This is a genomic window from Streptomyces sp. ADI95-17, assembly GCF_003846175.1.
GTDB lineage: Bacteria > Actinomycetota > Actinomycetes > Streptomycetales > Streptomycetaceae > Streptomyces > Streptomyces sanglieri.
On sequence record NZ_ML123048.1, the window covers coordinates 335,790 to 353,765 of the forward strand.

The window sequence follows — 17,976 nt, forward strand, 5'->3', positions numbered from 1 at the left end:
CGAGCCGTGCGATCCGCCCGTTGTCTCACCCCGCTGGGAGCTGCCCCATGAGACGTCCAAGAAGAGTCGGCGCCGTCCTGAGCGCCTTGGCCACCGTCGTCGCGTCCGCAGGTCTGATCCTCGGATCGGGCGCCGGCGCACAGGCCGCCGCGACCGCCGCCACTCCCCTGCCCGCGCACGTCTTCGCCCCGTACTTCGAGGCGTGGAACGGCGACAGCCCGGCCGCGCTCTCACAGGCGTCCGGCGCCAAGTACTTGACCATGGCCTTCATCCAGACGGAGGCCCGCGGTTCCTGCACCCCCTACTGGAACGGCGATTCGGGCACGCCCATCGCCCAGTCCGAGTTCGGCGCCGACTTCACCACCATGCGGTCCCGCGGCGGCGATGTGATCCCGTCGTTCGGCGGCTACACGGCCGACAACGGCGGCACCGAGATCGCCGACAGCTGTACGAGTGTCGACTCCATCGCGGCGGCCTACGAGAAGGTCATCACGACCTACGACGTGTCCCGTCTCGACATGGACATCGAGGACAACTCGCTGGAGAACAGCGCCGGGATCGACCGCCGCAACAAGGCGATCAAGAAGGTGCAGGACTGGGCCGCCGCCAACGGGCGCTCGGTGCAGATCTCGTACACCCTGCCCACCACCACGAGCGGTCTGGCCGACAGCGGTCTCGCGGTGCTGGAGAACGCGGTGTCCAACGGTGCCAAGGTCGATGTCGTGAACCTCATGACCTTCGACTACTACGACGGCGCCCCGCACAACATGGCGCAGGACACCCAGACGGCGATCACCGGGCTCAAGGGCCAGCTGGCCGATCTGTACCCGTCGAAGACCGACGCCCAGCTGTGGGGCATGACCGGCATCATCGAGATGCCGGGCATCGACGACTACGGCCCGGCCGAGACGTTCACCACGGCCGACGCCACCTCGGTCTACAACTGGGCCGTCGCCAAGGGCCTCAGCACCCTGTCGTTCTGGGCACTCCAGCGCGACAACGGCGGCTGCCCCGGCACCGGGGGCAGCGACACCTGCTCTGGCATCGCACAGGACACCTGGTACTTCGCCCACACCTTCGCCCCGTTCACGGGCGGTGGCACCGGGCCGGTGACGGACGACTACTCGGTGGCCGTGGCCCCCGGTTCGGCGACGGTCGCCCCCGGTGGCTCCACGACGGCGACGGTGAACACGGCGGTCACCTCCGGCAACGCGAAGACCGTGGCGCTGACGACGAGCGGCGCGCCCGCCGGTGTGACGGCGACGCTCAGCCCGACCTCGGTCACCGCGGGCGGGACGTCGAAGCTGACGGTCGCCGCTTCGGCGTCCGCCGCCCCCGGCACGTACCGGATCGAGGTGACCGGCACGGCGGGCACGCTCAGCCACGCGGCGGCCCTCACCCTCACGGTGTCGGGCCCGGGCGGCGGCACCGGGGCCCTGGTCAACGGTGACTTCGAGTCGGGTTCGCTCGGCCCCTGGACGTGCGAGTCCGGTGGCGCGGTCGTCTCCACCCCGGTGCACGGCGGTACGCACGCACTCGCCGCGGCGGCCACCGCGTCGCAGACCGGCGAATGCACGCAGACGCTCACCCTGTCACCCAACACCAAGTACACACTGAGCGGTTGGGTGCAGGGCAACTACGGCTACCTCGGCGTGCGGGGCGACGCCACGGCCGACGTCTGGGGCTCGTCGAGCGGTTACGCCAAGCAGTCGGCCGCCTTCACCACCGGCTCCACCGGCAAGGTGACCGTCTATCTGCACGGCTGGTACGGGCAGGGCACGGTGTACGCGGACGACTTCTCCGTCACTTCCTGACCCCACGAGCCGTCCGGGACTTCCCGGCTCCGGAGGCGGGCGGCCTCCGGAGCCGGGAACAGCACCGCGCCCGGGCGCTCCCGGGCAGTTCGGTGTTCTCAGGCCGCCACCACGCCGCTGCGCAGCGATCCGATGCCTTCCACCTCGACCTCCACGCGGTCGCCCGGCCGCAGGAAGCGGTCGGAGAAGACACCCGCACCGCGCGGTGAGCCGGTGCAGATCACGTCGCCCGGCTCAAGGGTCTGATATCGCGAGAGGAACGAGATCAGCTCGGGCAGGCGGTGGATGAGGCTGCTGGTGCGATCGTCCTGGCGCAGCTCGCCGTTGACCCGGGTCCGGATGCACAGGTCGAACGGCTCGGCGAACTCGTCCCCGGTCACCAGACAGGGCCCGAGCGGCTTGAAGGTGTCGAAGCTCTTGGAGACACCGATGGACGCGGTCGGATCACCGGACATGGCGCGGCGCTGGATGTCCCGGGCCGAGACGTCGTTGACGACCGTCAGACCGGCAAGGTATTTCCCGGCGTCCGACGTCGCCACGGCCGTGGCGGTGCGGCCGATCACGGCGGCCACCTCGCCCTCGTAGTCGACCTCGGCGGCCGCGACGGCCGGGAGGACGATCGGCTCCGACGGCGCGATCACCGCGGATCCGGCCACGACCTGGAAGTTCGGCTCCTCCGGTATCCGGACAGGGCCCCTGCCCATCGCCGCCAGCATCTCCAGCGCCTCCTCGGCATGGCTGCGGTAGTTGAGGCCGACGATGAGGACCTTGCCGGGGCGGCGAACCGGCGCGAGGACCCTCACCTCGCCGAGTGCGACCTGGCGCACCGTCCTCGCCGATCGCGCCGCCACGACGCCGGGACCGCGCAGCAGCGCGCCCAGCTCGTCGAAGGGCAGATCGAGCAGGGACAGCTCCCCCTCGCGGTCCTCCCTGGCGATGCCTTGATCGGTGCTGTACAGACGCATCACGAACTCCCTCGTTCGACCGGCCCACGCTCTCTTGCCCTCAAGTCAAGAGACATCTTGTTCGAGAGTCAAGAGGTGAGCCGGAGACCACGAGGCACCCACCCGTGCCGCCCGCAGGCGCGGGGCACTCCCGGCATAGGCTTCCGTTCCATGCCACGCAATCGACAGCAGATTCCGAAGGCCGAGCGCGAGGCCGCGCTGGTCGACCACGCATGGGAGCTCTTCGCCACCCGCGGATACAAGGGGACCAGCCTGGCCGAGGTGGGGCGCGCCGCGGGCGTCGCGGCCAACGCGGTGCGCTGGTACTTCCCCACCAAGGACGACCTCTTCGCCGCCGCACTCGATCACTACGTCACGCAGGTACGGGAGCGCATCGAGGCCGACGAGGAACTCGCCGGGGATCCACAGCGCGAACTGGTGGCACTCCTGCTGGACATGGAGCCGTACCGGGGGCTGCACCGGGAGGCCTACGAACGGATCGGCGACTCGGAGGCGCTCGCCGGAACGTACGGGCAGATCCAGGAGTGGCTCGAAGGGCGCCTGCTGGCCGCCATCACCGGCGAACTGCCGGCCGACGCCGATGTCGGCCTGATCGCGGACACCGCCCATGTGCTCTTCGAGGGCCTGCTGGTCAGCGTCCGGCGCCTGGACCGCCCCACCGCGGAGGTCGTCCAGCTCCTGACCGAGGCACTCACGGCGGCCGCGGCCGCACGCTGCGGCGCCGGCGGATGACAGAACGCGCGCCCGCGCGCCCCACCGAGTAGGAGCGACATCGAGCCGAGCATCCCGGGACAGCCGGAATGCCACCTTCCGGAGACCTCACGACCCGTACGCGACCCCCTCTTGTCTCTCATACAAGAACGCGCCTATGCTGCTCTTGCATGCCAGACAAGAAGGCGTCATGCCTACGACCAGGAGGTCGCTCCCATGGCTTCTCCGAGCAAACTCGCCCATGTCGTTCTCAAGACCGGTCAGCTGACAACCATGACCGAGTGGTACGTACGCGTCCTGGAGGGACGCGTCACCTTCGCCAACGACTCCCTGGCCTTCCTCACGTACGACGATGAACACCACCGGATCGCGCTGATCTCCACCGGGGCGTCGGAGCGCCCGGGCGAGGGGCACACCGGCCTGCACCACACGGCGTTCACGTACAGCACGCTCGCGGATCTGCTCGGCACCTACCGGCGGCTGAACGCGGAGGGGATCCACCCCTTCTGGTGCGTCAATCACGGCCCGACCACCTCGATGTACTTCGAGGACCCCGACGGCAATCACATCGAACTCCAGATCGACAACTTCGCCACCGAGGAGGCGCTCCACGAGTGGTTCGCCTCGGGTGCCTTCGAGGAAGATCCGATCGGTACCCGATTCGACCCCGACGAGCTGGTCCGCCGTTTCGAGTCCGGTGAGCCCTTCGCCGAGCTGGTCAAGCGCTCATGACGGCCGCCGACACTCCCGTGCTCATCGTCGGCGCCGGTCCCGTCGGACTGGCCACGGCGCTGGTACTGGGCCGGCACGGCGTGCCCAGCGTCGTGTGCGAACAGTACGGGGGCATCAATCCGCATCCCCGTGCCCATGTCGTCAACACCCGGTCGATGGAACTGCTGCGGAGCTGGGGAATCGCGGACGCGGTCCGCGCGGACTCGGTGGACCCCCGGTGGGCGCTGAACATCCAGTGGAAACAGACCCTCTCGGGTTCCGAACTCGGCCGGATCAACATGGCCGAGGGGCACGGCGAGCAGATGCTCCGGCGCATCGACGCCTCCCCCGAGATGATCACCTCCTGCGCCCAGGACCGCGTACAACAGCACCTCCTCGACGCGGTCCTCGCCCAGGGCATGGCGACCGTCCGCTACAACACCACCGTCCTCGACGTCGCGGACCGGGGCGACGCGGTCGATGTCACCGTGAAGAGCGGGCAGTGCGAACAGACACTCCGTGCCCGCTACGCCGTCGCCGCGGACGGGGCGGCCGGTGGCGTACGGGAGAAACTCGGCATCACGACCGAGGGCTCGCCGGTCCTGGGCCATCAGCTGAACATCTACTTCCACGCGGACCTGTCACCCTGGACCGAGGCCGATCCGGCCCTGCTCATCTGGGCCGTCAACACCGCCTCCCCCGGCGTCTTCATCGGGATGGACGGTGTCCGCAGATGGACGTTCCAGCGGAGCTTCGATCCGGCCACCGAGTCGCCCGGTGACTACTCGCCCGAACGGTGCGCCCGGATCATCCGGGAGGCCGTCGGCGTGGACGAACTGGAGGTGGACATCCGGTCCGTGGGCCCCTGGACGATGGTGGCACGGACCGCCGAACGGTACCGGAGCGGCCGGGTCTTCCTCGCGGGCGACGCCGCCCACCAGTTCCCCCCGACCGGCGGTCTGGGCATGAACACCGGACTGTCCGACGCGGACAACCTCGGGTGGAAGCTCGCCGCGGTGCTGGGCGGGTGGGCTCCCGAATCCGTGCTCGACAGCTACGAGAGCGAACGCCGCCCGGTCGCCGTCGCCAACGCCCGCCACAGCGTCCTCAACGCGACGAAGATGGCCGAGGCGGGGATCGGGCCGGACACGGCCGGCATCGCCGCCCGGCTCGAAAGCCCGGACCCGGAGATCGCCGCGGCCGAGCGCCGGCGGCTCGCGGCGGCCATCCCTCCGCAGCGGCCGCATTTCGACTCCCTCGGCCAGGAGATCGGATACGTCTACGGAGCCGGAGGGCACACCGAGGAGGAGACCGGTGCCCCTCTCCCGGCGACGGAGTACTCACCCGCCCCGGTCCTCGGTGCGCGGCTCCCGCACGCCTGGGTCGAACGCGACGGTGCCCTGCTGTCGACGCACGATCTCCTCTTCCCGGGCTTCACGCTGATCACTGGGCCGGCCGGCGCTCAATGGGCCGCGGCGTTCGCGGAGACCGCCGGTGATGTTCCGGCCCGGACGGTCGTCGTGGGCCGGGACATCACCGTCGTCGACGGCTCTCTCCTGGAACGCCTCGGGATCACCGAGGACGGAGCCGTCCTCGTACGCCCGGACAGCCACATCGCATGGCGCAGCGGCGACGGCTCGCCCCTGTCGCCCGGCACCGCCCTCTGCGAAGTGCCGGACGCCTCGCCCCGGTCCGCATAACCGCTTCGAGCCGGACGGTTCGCGCGGCGCCGGTCCTTCGGGGTCCTCTCGGAGGACCGGCGCCGCGGACCACCGACGCACCTTCGGAGGAAAGCACGTGGTGACTCAGAAAACAGCACGGCCCACGCTCCAGGACCGATTCACGCGTGAGGAGGGCACCCTTCATCTCACCGGGATCCAGGCACTGGCCAGGCTCCCGCTCGACCTGCGCCGGTCGGACCTTCGCGCCGGCCGCAGCACCGCCGGTTTCGTGTCCGGGTACGAGGGGTCGCCCCTGGCCGGCTACGACATGGAACTCGAACGCTGCCGGTCACAACTCGACGCGCACGACATCGTCTTCCGCCCCGGGGTCAACGAAGAACTGTCCGCCACGGCGGTCCAGGGCACGCAGCTCGCCGCGATGCAGCAGGACAAGCGGGTCGACGGCATCACGGGCATCTGGTACGGCAAGTCCCCCGGCCTGGACCGTGCCTCGGACGCCATCCGGCACGCCAACCTGATGGGCACACACCCCGACGGCGGCGTACTCGCCCTGGTCGGCGACGACCCGGCCGCGAAGTCCTCGACCGTGCCCGGAGCGTCCGAACTGCTCCTGGCCGACCTCGGGATCCCCACCCTCTACCCGTCGGACCCGCAGGAGGCGCTCGACTTCGGACTGCACGGCGTGGCCATGTCCCGTGCCAGCGGGCTGTGGGTCGCCCTGAAGATCGTGACCGCCGTCGCCGACGGCTCCGGCACCGTCGACGTGCGGGCCGGGCGCGTCTCGCCCCTCGCGCCCGCGCTCCCGGCCGGTGGCACACCGTACCGGCACCGGGTGACCGCCCACATGGTGCAGCCGGCGCTCGGCGAGCTGGAACGCAGCCGGGACGGCGTCCGGCTGGAGATCGCCCGCCGCTACGCCGCCGCCAACGGCCTCAACCGGATCACCCGGCAGGGCCGGGACGACCGCGTCGGCATCATCGCCCCCGGCAAGACCTTCCTCGACCTTCGCCAGGCCCTGCGCATCCTCGGACTCGACGACACCGAACTGGAGCGGCGCGGGATCCGGCTGCTCCACCTCGGCATGATCCACCCGCTCGAACCGTCGGTGGTGGAACGGTTCGCGGCCGGTCTGAGCCACATCATCGTGGTGGAGGAGAAGCGTCCGCTGATCGAGACCGCGGTCAAGGACCTGCTCTACGGCAGGCCCGCCATGCCGGCCGTCTCCGGGAAGCGCGCGCCCGACGGCAGTGTGTTCATCCCCGCGGACGGCGAGCTGGGCCCCGATCTGATCGCCGCCCGGCTCGCCGTCCGGCTGGTCTCCATCGGCGATTTCCCCACCGTGCGGCGCTGGTCGGAGACCTCCCGGCCGAGGCCCAGCCGTGTGCGGCTGCCGCTGCTGACCCGTACGCCCTACTTCTGTTCCGGCTGCCCGCACAACGTCTCGACGCAGACGCCCGAGGGGTCCACCGTCGGTGCCGGGATCGGCTGCCACGCCATGGTCACGCTGATGGACCCGGCCCAGGCCGGAGACGTGATCGGCATGACGCAGATGGGCGGGGAGGGCACCCAGTGGATCGGCATGCAGCCGTTCCTCGAACGGAAGCACCTGATCCAGAACCTGGGGGACGGCACCTTCCACCACTCCGGCAGCCTCGCCGTCCGGGCGGCGGTCTCCGGCGGAGTGAACATCACCTACAAGCTGCTGTACAACTCGGCGGTCGCCATGACCGGCGGGCAGCGGCCCGTCGGCGTCATGCCCGTGCCGGCGATCTGCGCGGCGCTCCTCGCCGAGGGGGTCGGGCGGATCATCGTCACCACCGAGGATCCCTCGCGCTACCGAAGGGTGAGGCTCCCCAAGGGCGTTCAGGTGTGGCACCGCGACCGGCTGACCGAGGCGCAGGAGACCCTCGCGCGGGTTCCCGGGGTGACCCTGCTCATCCACGACCAGGAGTGCGCCACCGAACTCCGCCGCAAGCGCAAGCGCGGGCTGGCGGCGGACCCCGCCGAGCGGGTGGTGATCAATGAGCGGGTCTGCGAGGGGTGCGGCGACTGCGGGCAGAAATCCAACTGTCTGTCGGTCCAGCCCGCGGACACCGAGTTCGGACGCAAGACCCGGATCGACCAGTCCTCCTGCAACAAGGACTTCAGCTGCCTGAAGGGCGACTGTCCCTCGTTCCTCACCGTCGTCCCCGCCAAGGGGAGAGCGGCCTTCGCCCCGGTGCCGATGCCGGACCCCGCGGCGCTCCCCGAGCCGCCGGGCAACGAGCCCGCCTCGCACACCACGCGCATCACCGGGGTGGGCGGCTCCGGAGTCATCACCCTGGCGCAGATCCTGAGCACCGCGGCGTCACTCGCCGGCCGTCACGTCCGGGCCCTGGACCAGACCGGCCTGGCGCAGAAGGGCGGTGCGGTGGTCTCCGACATCAAGATCACCCGGGAGCCGGTGGCGCAGTCGAACAAGGCGGCCGACGAGGAGTGCGATCTCTATCTCGGCTGCGACCTGCTGGTCGCGGCGGATCCCGGTCAGCTGTCCGCCGCGACCCCGGCGCGGACCGTGGCGGTCGTCTCCACGGCCGAGGTTCCGACCGGGCAGATGGTGACCGACACGACGGTGTCCTTCCCCGCCGTCGAACCGATCAAGGAACGCATTCGTGCGGTGGCCGACCGGGCCGTCTTCCTCGACGCGCGCCATCTGGCCGACTCCCTGCTGGGTGAGGACCAGTTCGCCAATCTGCTGCTCGCCGGGGCGGCCTACCAGACCAGTGCGCTGCCCCTGCCCGCGGAGTCCATCGAGGAGGCGATCACCCTCAACGGGGTGAGGGTCGAGGACAATCTCAAGGCGTTCCGGCTCGGCCGGCAGGCCGTCGGCGACCCCGTCGGCTTCGCCGCGACCCTGAAGCGCGAGAGCGGCGCCCCGGCACCGGAGACCGCCGCCTCCGCCTCGGCGCGCGGTGTGATCGCGCTGGTGGACACCGCTCCGGGGTCGGAGCTCAGGCGCCTGCTGGAGGTCCGGGTGCCGGATCTCATCGGCTACCAGAACACGGCCTACGCGACGCGGTACGCCCAGGGTGTCGAGCGGGTGCGCCGGATCGAGGCCGAGCGTGTCCCCGGCTCGACCGCGCTGACCGAGGCGGTGGCCCGCCACCTGTACAAGCTCATGGCCTACAAGGACGAGTACGAGGTGGCGCGCCTCTCCCTCGATCCGGCCGTGGAACGAGACGTACGGGCGAGGTTCGGGGAGGGCGCCCGGATGTCCTACCGTCTCCACCCGCCCGTGCTCCGCGCGCTCGGGATGGACCGGAAGATCGTGCTCGGCCCGTGGTTCAGGCCCGTCTTCCGCGTGCTCGCGGCGATGCGCCATGTCAGGGGTACGTGGCTGGACCCGTTCGGTGCCGCCCGGATGCGCCGGGTCGAACGGGCGTTGGTCGTCGAGTACGAGGACATGATCGCCCGCGCTTGCCTGGGGCTGGGCCCGGACAACCACGCCCTGACGGTCGAACTCGCCGAACTGCCCGACATGGTGCGGGGGTACGAGGACATCAAGACGGCGGCAGTCGCCCGGTACCGTGCCGAAGCCGCCGGGCTCCTGGAACGGCTCGGGCAGCCGCTCCAGGACGCTGCCGCGACGGGCACGCCGGCCGGGTAGTCACGGGGCGGCCCCGGCACCGGGGCCGCCCGAGCCGTCCTCCCGGACGGGCGGCTCTAGCGGCGCACCTTGCGGGTGGCGCGCAGCCACTCCTTGTTCATGGCGGAGATCGACGGCAGCGGGATGCCCTTGGGGCAGGCGGTGGCGCACTCGCCGGTGAGCGTGCAGCCGCCGAAGCCCTCGCTGTCCATCTGGCCGACCATGTCGAGCACCCGGGTCTCGCGCTCCGGGGCACCCTGCGGCAGCACGTTGAGGTGGTTGATCTTCGCCGAGGTGAAGAGCATCGCCGAGCCGTTGGGGCAGGCCGCCACGCAGGCGCCGCAGCCGATGCACTCGGCGTGCTCGAACGCGAAGTCGGCGTCGGGCTTGGGCACCGGGGCGGCGTGTGCCTCCGGGGCGGTGCCGGTGGGGGCGGAGATGTAGCCGCCCGCCTGGATGATCCGGTCGAAGGCCGAGCGGTCCACGACCAGGTCCTTGACGACCGGGAAGGCGGAGGCGCGCCACGGTTCGATGTCGATCGTGTCGCCGTCCTCGAAGGACCGCATGTGGAGCTGGCAGGTGGTGGTGCGCTCGGGGCCGTGGGCATCGCCGTTGATGACGAGGCTGCACGCGCCGCAGATCCCCTCGCGGCAGTCGTGGTCGAAGGCGACGGGGTCGTCGCCGGCGAGGATGAGCTCCTCGTTGAGGGTGTCGAGCATCTCCAGGAACGACATGTCCTGCGAGATGCCGTCCACCTCGTAGGTGGACATGGTGCCGGGTGCGTCGGCGTTCTTCTGGCGCCAGACGCGCAGGGTGAGCTTCATGCGTAGCTCCGCTGAGTGGGGTGGACGTACTCGAAGACGAGGTCTTCCTTGTGCAGGACGGGGGCCCGGCCGGTGTCGGAGAACTCCCAGGCGGCGGCGTAGGAGAACTCCTCGTCCCGGCGGGCGGCTTCGCCGTCCGGGGTCTGCGACTCCTCGCGGAAGTGGCCGCCGCAGGACTCGGCGCGGTGCAGTGCGTCGAGGCACATGAGCTCGGCGAGCTCCAGGTAGTCGACGATGCGGTTGGCCTTCTCCAGCGACTGGTTGAACTCGTCGCCGGTGCCGGGGACCTTGATGCGCCGCCAGAACTCCTCGCGGATCTGCGGGATGCGTTCGAGCGCCTTGCGCAGTCCGTCCTCGGTGCGGGCCATGCCGCAGTGCTCCCACATGAGTTCACCGATCTCGCGGTGGAAGGAGTCGGGGGTGCGGTCGCCGTCGACTGCGAGCAGCAGGTTCAGCCGGTCCTCGGTGTCGGCGACGGCCTCCTCGACGGCGGGGTGCGAGGCGTCCACCGGTTCGTGGTGCGGATTGCGGGCGAGGTAGTCGTTGATCGTCGACGGGAGGACGAAGTAGCCGTCGGCGAGGCCCTGCATCAGCGCGGACGCGCCGAGCCGGTTGGCGCCGTGGTCGGAGAAGTTGGCCTCGCCGATGGCGAAGAGGCCCGGGACGGTGGTCTGGAGGTCGTAGTCGACCCAGAGACCGCCCATCGTGTAGTGCACGGCCGGGTAGATCCGCATCGGGGTCTCGTACGGGTTCTCCGCCGTGATCCGTGCGTACATGTCGAAGAGGTTGCCGTACTTCTCCTCGACCTTGTCGCGGCCCATCCGCTGGATGGCCTCGGCGAAGTCCAGGTAGACGCCCTGGCCGCCTGGGCCGACGCCGCGCCCCTCGTCACAGACGTTCTTCGCGGCGCGGGAGGCGATGTCCCGGGGCACGAGGTTGCCGAAGGCGGGGTAGATGCGCTCCAGGTAGTAGTCGCGCTCGTCCTCGGGGATCTCGTTCGCGGGGCGGTCGTCGCCCTTGGCCTTCGGGACCCAGATCCGGCCGTCGTTGCGCAGCGACTCGCTCATCAGGGTCAGCTTGGACTGGTGGTCGCCGGTGCGCGGGATGCAGGTGGGATGGATCTGGGTGAAGCAGGGGTTGGCGAAGTACGCGCCGCGGCGGTGGGCGCGCCAGACGGCCGTGGCGTTGGAGTTCATGGCGTTCGTCGACAGGTAGAAGACGTTGCCGTAGCCGCCGCTGGCCAGCACGACCGCGTCGGCGAAGTACGTGTCGATCTTCCCGGTGACGAGGTCGCGGGCGACGATCCCGCGGGCCTTGCCGTCGACGACGATCAGATCGAGCATCTCGGTGCGGGCGTGCAGTTCGACGTTGCCCGCGGCGATCTGCCTGGACAGTGCCTGGTAGGCGCCGAGCAGGAGCTGCTGTCCGGTCTGGCCCCGGGCGTAGAAGGTGCGGGAGACCTGGACGCCGCCGAAGGAGCGGTTGTCGAGGAGGCCGCCGTACTCGCGGGCGAAGGGGACGCCCTGGGCGACGCACTGGTCGATGATCTCGACGGAGATCTGGGCGAGGCGGTGGACATTGGACTCGCGGGCGCGGAAGTCGCCGCCCTTGACGGTGTCGTAGAAGAGCCGGTGGATCGAGTCGCCGTCGTTGCGGTAGTTCTTCGCGGCGTTGATGCCGCCCTGGGCGGCGACCGAGTGGGCGCGGCGGGGCGAGTCCTGGAAGCAGAACTGGACGACGTGGTAGCCCTGTTCGGCCAGGGTCGCACCGGCCGAGCCGCCGGCCAGTCCGGTGCCGACGACGATGACGGTGTGCTTGCGGCGGTTGGCCGGGTTGACCAGCTTGGCCTGGAAGCGGCGGGTGTCCCAGCGCTCGGCGACGGGGCCCTCGGGGGCCTTGGTGTCGACGACGGGCGCGCCGGTCTCGTAGTGCGAGTAGTCGGTCATGTCAGCTCACGACTCCGGTCATGACGGCGACGGGTACGCAGATGAAGCCCAGCGTCAGCACGGCGGCAAGGGCGTTGGCGATGGTCTTGAGGACGCGGTCACGGGTCGCGCTTCCCGCGCCGAGGGTCTGGGCCGCGCTCCAGAAGCCGTGCTGGACGTGGAGTCCGAGGGCGAGCATGGCGACGATGTAGATGGTGTTGCCGTACCAGGTGGAGAAGGTGTCGATGACGTTCTGGTACGGGTGCCCGGACTGGAATCCGCCGGGGTGCACGGTGCCCGTCGTCAGGTCGAGGATGTGCCAGACGATGAAGAGGCCGAGGATGATCCCGCCCCAGCGCATCGTCCGGGTGGCATAACTGGCGCGCGGCTTCCTGTGCACGTACTTGGCGGGGCGCGCCCGGATGTCGCGGCGGCTCAGCTGGTACGCGGAGACCGCGTGCAGCACCACTGCCGCGACGAGCACGACGCGGACGATCCACAGGGCCCACTCGTAGTGCAGGAAGGGCTCGCCCATGGTCCGCAGCCAGTGCGCGTAATGGTTGAACTCGCCGGACCCGAAGAAGATCTTCAGGTTGCCGATCATGTGGACGACCAAGTAGAGGAGCATGATCAGGCCGCTCACGGCCATGACCGTCTTCTTGCCGAGGGACGAGTCCCAGAGCGTACGCGTCATGGACGGCCGTCGGTCCGTCCGGGTTGCCAATGCCATGGACACGACGCTAGGACCGATCCACCTCATCAGTCCAAGACATGGAGTGGCTCATGTTCATAGGCTTGGACTATCGTGGCCGATCGAGGTGGGCGTATGCAGTTCCAGCAGCTGATGTATTTCGTGGCCGTGGCCGAGACCCGGCACTTCACCCGTGCCGCCGAGGAGGTGCATGTCTCGCAGCCTTCGCTCTCCCAGCAGATCCGGGCGCTGGAGAGTGAGCTGGGGGCGGAGCTGTTCAGCCGGGCGCGCGGCAACATCACGCTCACCGACGCGGGCGAGGCCCTGCTGCCGCTGGCCCGCCGGATCCTCGCGGACGCGGACACCGCACGCCACGAGGTGCAGGAGCTGGCTCAGCTGCGCCGGGGACGGGTCCGGCTCGGTGCCACCCCCAGCCTCTGCACCGGCCTGCTCCCGGACGTGCTGCGCGCCTTCCACGACCGGCATCCGGGGATCCAGCTGCTGCTGGAGGAGGGCGGCTCGCTCGACCTGGTGCGGGAGCTGGCGCGCGGCGCGCTCGATCTCGCGCTGGTGGTGCTGCCGCTGCCCGCCGCGTCCCCCGCGCTCACGACGGTGGAGCTGCTCCAGGAGGACCTGGTCGTGGTGTCGTCCGCACGGGCCCCGCGGCCCGGCCGGGGCGGGAGCGTACGGATCGCCGATCTCCAGGGCGCACCGCTGGTGATGTTCCGGCACGGCTACGACCTGCGGGAGCTGACGGTCTCCGCCTGCCGGGCGGAGGGCTTCGAGCCGTCGTTCACGGTGGAGGGCGGCGAGATGGACGCCGTGCTCGGCTTCGTCCGGGCGGGGCTCGGGATCGCGGTGGTGCCGAGCATGGTGGCCGTCCGGTCCGGCCACGGTCTGCGGACCACCCCGCTGGCCCGTCCGGGGCTGCGGCGCACGATCGCGCTCGCGCACCGCAGCGACGTGGCCCCGCCGCGCGCGGCACGCGAGCTGCAGAAGGTGCTGCTCGCCGCCGGACGGGCCTGAGCGGGCCCGTCCGGCGGGAGCGGGTGCGGGACGGGCGCGGGGCCCGCCCCGCCTCACACCGCGTCGGCCAGCAGCAGCGAGTGGATCCGGTCCGGTGCGCCCGGCCGGGCGTAGTACCAGCCCTGTGCCGTGTCGCAGCCCAGCTTGCGCAGCTGCTCGGCTTGGGCGCCGGTCTCCACGCCCTCGACCGTGACCGCGAGGTCCAGGCTGTGCGCCAGGGAGACGATGCCCTCGACGATCTTCAGATCGACCGGGTCCGCCGGATGCTGCTGCATGCCCATGGTGAAGGAACGGTCCAGCTTGAGCACGCTCACCGGCAGCCGGCGCAGATTCGCCAGGTTCGAGTACCCGGTGCCGAAGTCGTCGAGCGCTATGTCGACCCCCATTTCGGCCAGTTGCCGCAGCGGCTTGAGCAGGTCGTCGTCCGCGCCGATGAGCGCGGACTCGGTGACCTCCAGGCAGAGCGCCCCGGGTTCGAGCCCCGAGCGCTCCAGCACGTCGACCGTCTCGGCGACCAGCCGCGGATGGTGCAGCTGGGTCGGTGAGAGGTTGACGTTGATCCGCAGCGGGCCGCCGTCGGTGTGCCGCCGCTGCCAGAAGTTGGCCTGCCGTACGGACTCCTCCAGCACCCAGCGGCCCAGCGGCACGATCAGTCCGGTGTGCTCGGCGAGCGGGATGAACCGGTCCGGGCCGAGCACCCCGTGCTGCGGGTGGCACCAGCGCACCAGCGCCTCCGCACCGTGCACCGTGCCGTCGCCGAGGTGGACGAGCGGCTGGTACTCGATGAAGAACTCGCCGCGTTCCAGGGCGGCGGGCAGTGCGGTGGTCAGCCCGTGCCGGGTGATGGCGCGGGCGTCGGCCTCGGCGTCGGCGAGTTCGAACCGGTTGCCGCCCGCCGACTTGGCCCGGTACATCGTGATGTCGGCGCTGCGCAGCACCTCGGCCGCATTGCGTTCGCGGGCGGGGCCCTCGACGACCCCGATGGAGCCCCGTACGGTCAGCTCACGGCCGTCCAGGCGGATCGGGGTGCCGAGCACGCCGAGGATGCGGCAGGCCAGTTCGACGACCTCCGTCTCGGTCCCGGGTCCGGTGGTCAGGGCCACGAACTCGTCGCCGCCCAGCCGCGCGACCATCTCGCCGGGCGCGGTCGCACAGCTCTGCAGCCGGTCGGCGACCTCGACCAGCAGCCGGTCCCCCGACGCGTGGCCGAGGCTGTCGTTGATCGCCTTGAAGCCGTCCAGGTCGAGGTAGCAGAGGCCGAAGCGGCTGCCGTCCTCGGCGGACAGTGCCTTCTCCAGCCGCTCGAAGAACAGCGTCCGGTTGGGCAGGCCGGTGAGCGCGTCGTGGGTGGCCTCGTACCGCAGCCGCAGATTGAGCAGCCGGCGCTCGGTGGTGTCCTCCATCAGCGCCAGCTGGTACTGCGGCTCGCCCTCGGCGTCACGCAGCAGCGACACCGTCAGATTGGTCCACAGCACGGTGCCGTCGTTGCGGTAGTACGGCTTCTCGACCCGGTAGTGCTCGCGTTCGCCGCGCACCAGCTCGTCGTAGTACTTCCACACGTGCGGCGAGTCCTCGGGGTGGACCCACTCGTTGACCTTGTGGCTGCGCACATGGTGGTCGAGCCCGCCGAACATCCGGGTGAGGGTGTCGTTGACCTCCAGGACGTTGCCGGCCAGGTCGGCGATGCCGATGCCGATGGCCGCGTCCTTGAAGACGGCGCGGAACCGTGCCTCGGTCGCGTGCAGCGCGTGTTCGGCGTCGGTGCGCGCGGTCAGCGCGGAACGCGCGATGGCCTCCTGCTCGACGAGGGTGCGCTCGCGCAGCGCCTGGGTGAAGCCACCCGCGAGGGTGTGCTGGATCCGGGCGCAGCGGGCCCTGCTGTCCTCGGTCGACAACGCCGTCACGCCGTTGCTTCCGCAGTAGAGCACCAGATACGAGTCGATCACGCCGAGCGTGCTGCTGAGCGCGTCCGGGTCGGTGCAGTGCGCGGAGACGAGGGCGGCACCCACTTCGCCCGCCGGTGCCGCGTCGAAGGGCCGGGCGTGCAGGATGTCGCTGAGATCGCGGGCCAGCGGCAGCAGATGCTGTTCGAACTCGGTGCGCGTCAAGGAGGTGGCCGTCGAGGGGAAGATGGCCCGGCTCCATATGGTGGCGAATCTCCGGAGCCGGTCCTCGGGACCGTCGGGCTCCGTGTCCGGCACACCGGACGACTGGGCGGGGATGCTCACGCCTTGCGTCCCACTCCCGCGAAGCCCGAGAACGCGAATGGGTCCTCCTGCTCCGTCACCACCGGGGCGTCCGGCCGCCAGTGCGGCATCGACACGAGGCCGGGCTCGACCATCTCGTACCCCTCCAAGAAGCGGGCGATCTCGGCGCGGGACCGCATGACCAGGGGGTTGCGGATGTTCTTGTAGACCTCGACCGTGCCGCCCGCCTCTTCCCGGGTGAGCGGAACGCCCTCGTACGAGGCGTGGGTCATGACGACGATGCTGCCGGGAGCCAGTGCTTCGCGCAGTTCGGCGACCGCGCTCTGCGGGTCGTCGGAGTCCTCGATGAAGTGGAGCACCGCGACGAGCAGCAGGGCCACCGGGCGGTCCAGGTCGAGCAGTCCGGTGATCTCCGGGCTTTTCACGATCTCCTGCGGGCGGCGCAGATCGGCGGCGGCGATCACAGCCCGGTCGTTTCCTTCGAGTACGGCCCGGCTGTGCGCGACCGCGACCGGATCGTGATCGACATACGCCACCCGGGCCTCCGGGGCGGCCGCCTGGGCGACTTCGTGAACATTGCCGAAGGTCGGTATTCCGGAGCCGATGTCCAGAAACTGAGTGATGCCCTGGCTCACCGCGTAACGCACGGCTCGGCGCATAAAGGCGCGATTCGCCTGCATGATCTTGGGGAGTCCAGGCATGAACTCCATGGCCTTGCGCGCCGCTTCCCGGTCCACCTCGAAATTGTGCGATCCGCCCAGATAGAAGTCGTACATGCGAGACACGCTCGGCACCGAAATGTCTATGCCTTGCGGTGCCCAGGCGGGACGCTCCATCAATGTCTCCAACAAGTCGCCACGGCGATCCGGCCATGTTCATGGTCAGTGTTGACCAGAGGCTACTGATCGACTGCCAAGAGAGCGAGCGGAAACGGAAATTAGCCGTCCGTTATTGGTCACACACCACTGGCATGTGCAACCACGCCGTCGCTGCGTGTGACATTCGACGCCGGGCGGGGCCGGGGGAGGTGATGCCGGGCACCATGCGGCTTCACAGTCCCGGCCGTTGATGAATCCGGTGATGCAGCCGGTTTCCCAACGGGCATTAGGTCTGGACCGGATGGCGGCCGATGTCCCCGCAGTTGAGTCCGCCGGGTCGATTGATGGTGACAAATGCCTTGGCGGTGACGCCTTTGGAAGCATTCTTTACCAATGAGGCAATGCCCGGTCACTTCAACGGCCGCTTCGTCGGTCGCTTCGTCGATCGCTTCGTCGATCGCTTCGTCGATCGCTCGGTCGCCCGCCCGCCCGGTCATGTCGTGGAACGGGAGCCGGCACAGGGCCGGCCGACCGTTCCGGCCGGGGATCCGCGTCAACCTCCGTACGGCACGTCCCAGTTACGCGCGGCGGCCCCGCCGCCCACGACACCGGGCGCCCGTCCCGTCCCCGCCGGGTCCGCGCTGGTCCCGGGCACTCCCCCGGCGGCAAACACCCGCCGCTCCAGGTCCCCACCATCAGGCGAAACACAGCCTCTGCCTGCGTGTCCCGCGACCGGCCGGAACATGCTCCCGGTCGTGTACGGATCACTCATAGGACGGCTCACGGCAGCCGTCACCCTTCTCTGGCTGCTCTCCGCCCCGGCGCCCGCCGTCGCGGACAGCTGCGCATACGCCTCCATCGGTGAGAACGGGGGCAGTTCGTCGGTCGCCACGTCGGGCGACGGCAGTTGCCACGCGGGCCCGATTCCCGAGCCGACGCCACCACGCACCCCACGGCCGTCGCCTCCGCCACCCCCT

At 70.2% G+C, this 17,976-nt stretch carries 12 protein-coding genes and 1 pseudogene; 7 read left to right on the top strand and 6 right to left on the bottom strand.

Features of this window, described 5'->3' with window-relative positions; translation table 11 throughout:
- Nucleotides 1–47 precede the first annotated feature (47 nt).
- Nucleotides 48–1,814, top strand: a complete 1,767-nt coding sequence (locus EES42_RS24625) for a glycosyl hydrolase family 18 protein (RefSeq protein WP_164495309.1) — start codon at nucleotides 48–50, stop codon at nucleotides 1,812–1,814.
- Nucleotides 1,815–1,912: 98 nt separating this feature from the next.
- Here EES42_RS24625 and EES42_RS24630 read toward each other — a convergent pair whose 3' ends face one another.
- Entirely contained in the window at nucleotides 1,913–2,779 is an 867-nt protein-coding gene (locus EES42_RS24630) for a fumarylacetoacetate hydrolase family protein (protein WP_124720435.1), read from the bottom strand.
- 150 nt (nucleotides 2,780–2,929) lie between these two features.
- Between EES42_RS24630 and EES42_RS24635 the strand changes: the two genes are divergently transcribed.
- The 4 genes from EES42_RS24635 to EES42_RS24650 all read left to right on the top strand — a co-directional run bounded on the left by EES42_RS24635 (nucleotide 2,930) and on the right by EES42_RS24650 (nucleotide 9,529).
- On the top strand, nucleotides 2,930–3,511 hold the full coding sequence (locus EES42_RS24635) for a TetR/AcrR family transcriptional regulator (protein WP_124720436.1): 582 nt from the start codon (nucleotides 2,930–2,932) through the stop codon (nucleotides 3,509–3,511).
- A gap of 195 nt (nucleotides 3,512–3,706) precedes the next feature.
- The gene (locus EES42_RS24640) at nucleotides 3,707–4,222 is read left to right on the top strand and encodes a VOC family protein (RefSeq protein WP_124720437.1); all 516 of its coding nucleotides are present in this window, start codon (nucleotides 3,707–3,709) and stop codon (nucleotides 4,220–4,222) included.
- Nucleotides 4,219–5,901 (top strand): FAD-dependent monooxygenase, encoded by a 1,683-nt coding sequence (locus EES42_RS46375; protein WP_124720438.1) that lies wholly within the window; start codon nucleotides 4,219–4,221, stop codon nucleotides 5,899–5,901. Before EES42_RS24640 ends, EES42_RS46375 begins: the two co-directional genes overlap by 4 nt.
- A gap of 100 nt (nucleotides 5,902–6,001) precedes the next feature.
- Nucleotides 6,002–9,529: an indolepyruvate ferredoxin oxidoreductase family protein gene (locus tag EES42_RS24650; protein WP_241196568.1), complete on the top strand. Its 3,528-nt coding sequence runs from the start codon at nucleotides 6,002–6,004 to the stop codon at nucleotides 9,527–9,529.
- 56 nt (nucleotides 9,530–9,585) lie between these two features.
- Here EES42_RS24650 and EES42_RS24655 read toward each other — a convergent pair whose 3' ends face one another.
- Genes EES42_RS24655 through EES42_RS24665 form a run of 3 tightly spaced genes read right to left on the bottom strand, consistent with a single transcriptional unit; the run spans nucleotide 9,586 to nucleotide 12,987 of the window.
- Nucleotides 9,586–10,332 (bottom strand): succinate dehydrogenase/fumarate reductase iron-sulfur subunit, encoded by a 747-nt coding sequence (locus EES42_RS24655; protein WP_124720440.1) that lies wholly within the window; start codon nucleotides 10,330–10,332, stop codon nucleotides 9,586–9,588.
- Nucleotides 10,329–12,278: a fumarate reductase/succinate dehydrogenase flavoprotein subunit gene (locus EES42_RS24660; RefSeq protein WP_124720441.1), complete on the bottom strand. Its 1,950-nt coding sequence runs from the start codon at nucleotides 12,276–12,278 to the stop codon at nucleotides 10,329–10,331. Before EES42_RS24660 ends, EES42_RS24655 begins: the two co-directional genes overlap by 4 nt.
- 1 nt (nucleotide 12,279) lies before the next feature.
- Nucleotides 12,280–12,987: a succinate dehydrogenase gene (locus EES42_RS24665; RefSeq protein WP_124720442.1), complete on the bottom strand. Its 708-nt coding sequence runs from the start codon at nucleotides 12,985–12,987 to the stop codon at nucleotides 12,280–12,282.
- Between the two features lie 96 nt (nucleotides 12,988–13,083).
- Here EES42_RS24665 and EES42_RS24670 point away from each other — a divergent pair, with 96 nt between their 5' ends.
- The gene (locus EES42_RS24670) at nucleotides 13,084–13,974 is read left to right on the top strand and encodes a LysR family transcriptional regulator (protein WP_124720443.1); all 891 of its coding nucleotides are present in this window, start codon (nucleotides 13,084–13,086) and stop codon (nucleotides 13,972–13,974) included.
- Nucleotides 13,975–14,027: 53 nt separating this feature from the next.
- Here the strand turns inward: EES42_RS24670 and EES42_RS24675 are convergent, their stop codons facing one another.
- A complete protein-coding gene (locus EES42_RS24675; RefSeq protein WP_124720444.1) occupies nucleotides 14,028–16,202 on the bottom strand; it encodes a putative bifunctional diguanylate cyclase/phosphodiesterase in 2,175 nt (724 codons plus the stop codon).
- Nucleotides 16,199–17,017, bottom strand: coding sequence for an SAM-dependent methyltransferase (locus tag EES42_RS24680; RefSeq protein ID WP_124720445.1), 819 nt, complete (start codon nucleotides 17,015–17,017; stop codon nucleotides 16,199–16,201). The genes EES42_RS24675 and EES42_RS24680 overlap by 4 nt, the downstream gene beginning before the upstream one ends.
- Before the next feature lie 737 nt (nucleotides 17,018–17,754).
- Here EES42_RS24680 and EES42_RS45650 point away from each other — a divergent pair.
- Nucleotides 17,755–17,976: pseudogene (locus EES42_RS45650) on the top strand (hypothetical protein); the annotation flags it as partial.

Excerpts from the sequence above, each read along its gene's own strand:
- EES42_RS24625 (WP_164495309.1), top strand. The coding sequence starts at position 48 with ATGAGACGTCCAAGAAGAGTCGGCGCCGTCCTGAGCGCCTTGGCCACC.
- EES42_RS24630 (WP_124720435.1), bottom strand. The coding sequence starts at position 2,779 with ATGCGTCTGTACAGCACCGATCAAGGCATCGCCAGGGAGGACCGCGAG.
- EES42_RS24635 (WP_124720436.1), top strand. The coding sequence starts at position 2,930 with ATGCCACGCAATCGACAGCAGATTCCGAAGGCCGAGCGCGAGGCCGCG.
- EES42_RS24640 (WP_124720437.1), top strand. The coding sequence starts at position 3,707 with ATGGCTTCTCCGAGCAAACTCGCCCATGTCGTTCTCAAGACCGGTCAG.
- EES42_RS46375 (WP_124720438.1), top strand. The coding sequence starts at position 4,219 with ATGACGGCCGCCGACACTCCCGTGCTCATCGTCGGCGCCGGTCCCGTC.
- EES42_RS24655 (WP_124720440.1), bottom strand. The coding sequence starts at position 10,332 with ATGAAGCTCACCCTGCGCGTCTGGCGCCAGAAGAACGCCGACGCACCC.
- EES42_RS24660 (WP_124720441.1), bottom strand. The coding sequence starts at position 12,278 with ATGACCGACTACTCGCACTACGAGACCGGCGCGCCCGTCGTCGACACC.
- EES42_RS24665 (WP_124720442.1), bottom strand. The coding sequence starts at position 12,987 with ATGGCATTGGCAACCCGGACGGACCGACGGCCGTCCATGACGCGTACG.
- EES42_RS24670 (WP_124720443.1), top strand. The coding sequence starts at position 13,084 with ATGCAGTTCCAGCAGCTGATGTATTTCGTGGCCGTGGCCGAGACCCGG.
- EES42_RS24680 (WP_124720445.1), bottom strand. The coding sequence starts at position 17,017 with ATGGAGCGTCCCGCCTGGGCACCGCAAGGCATAGACATTTCGGTGCCG.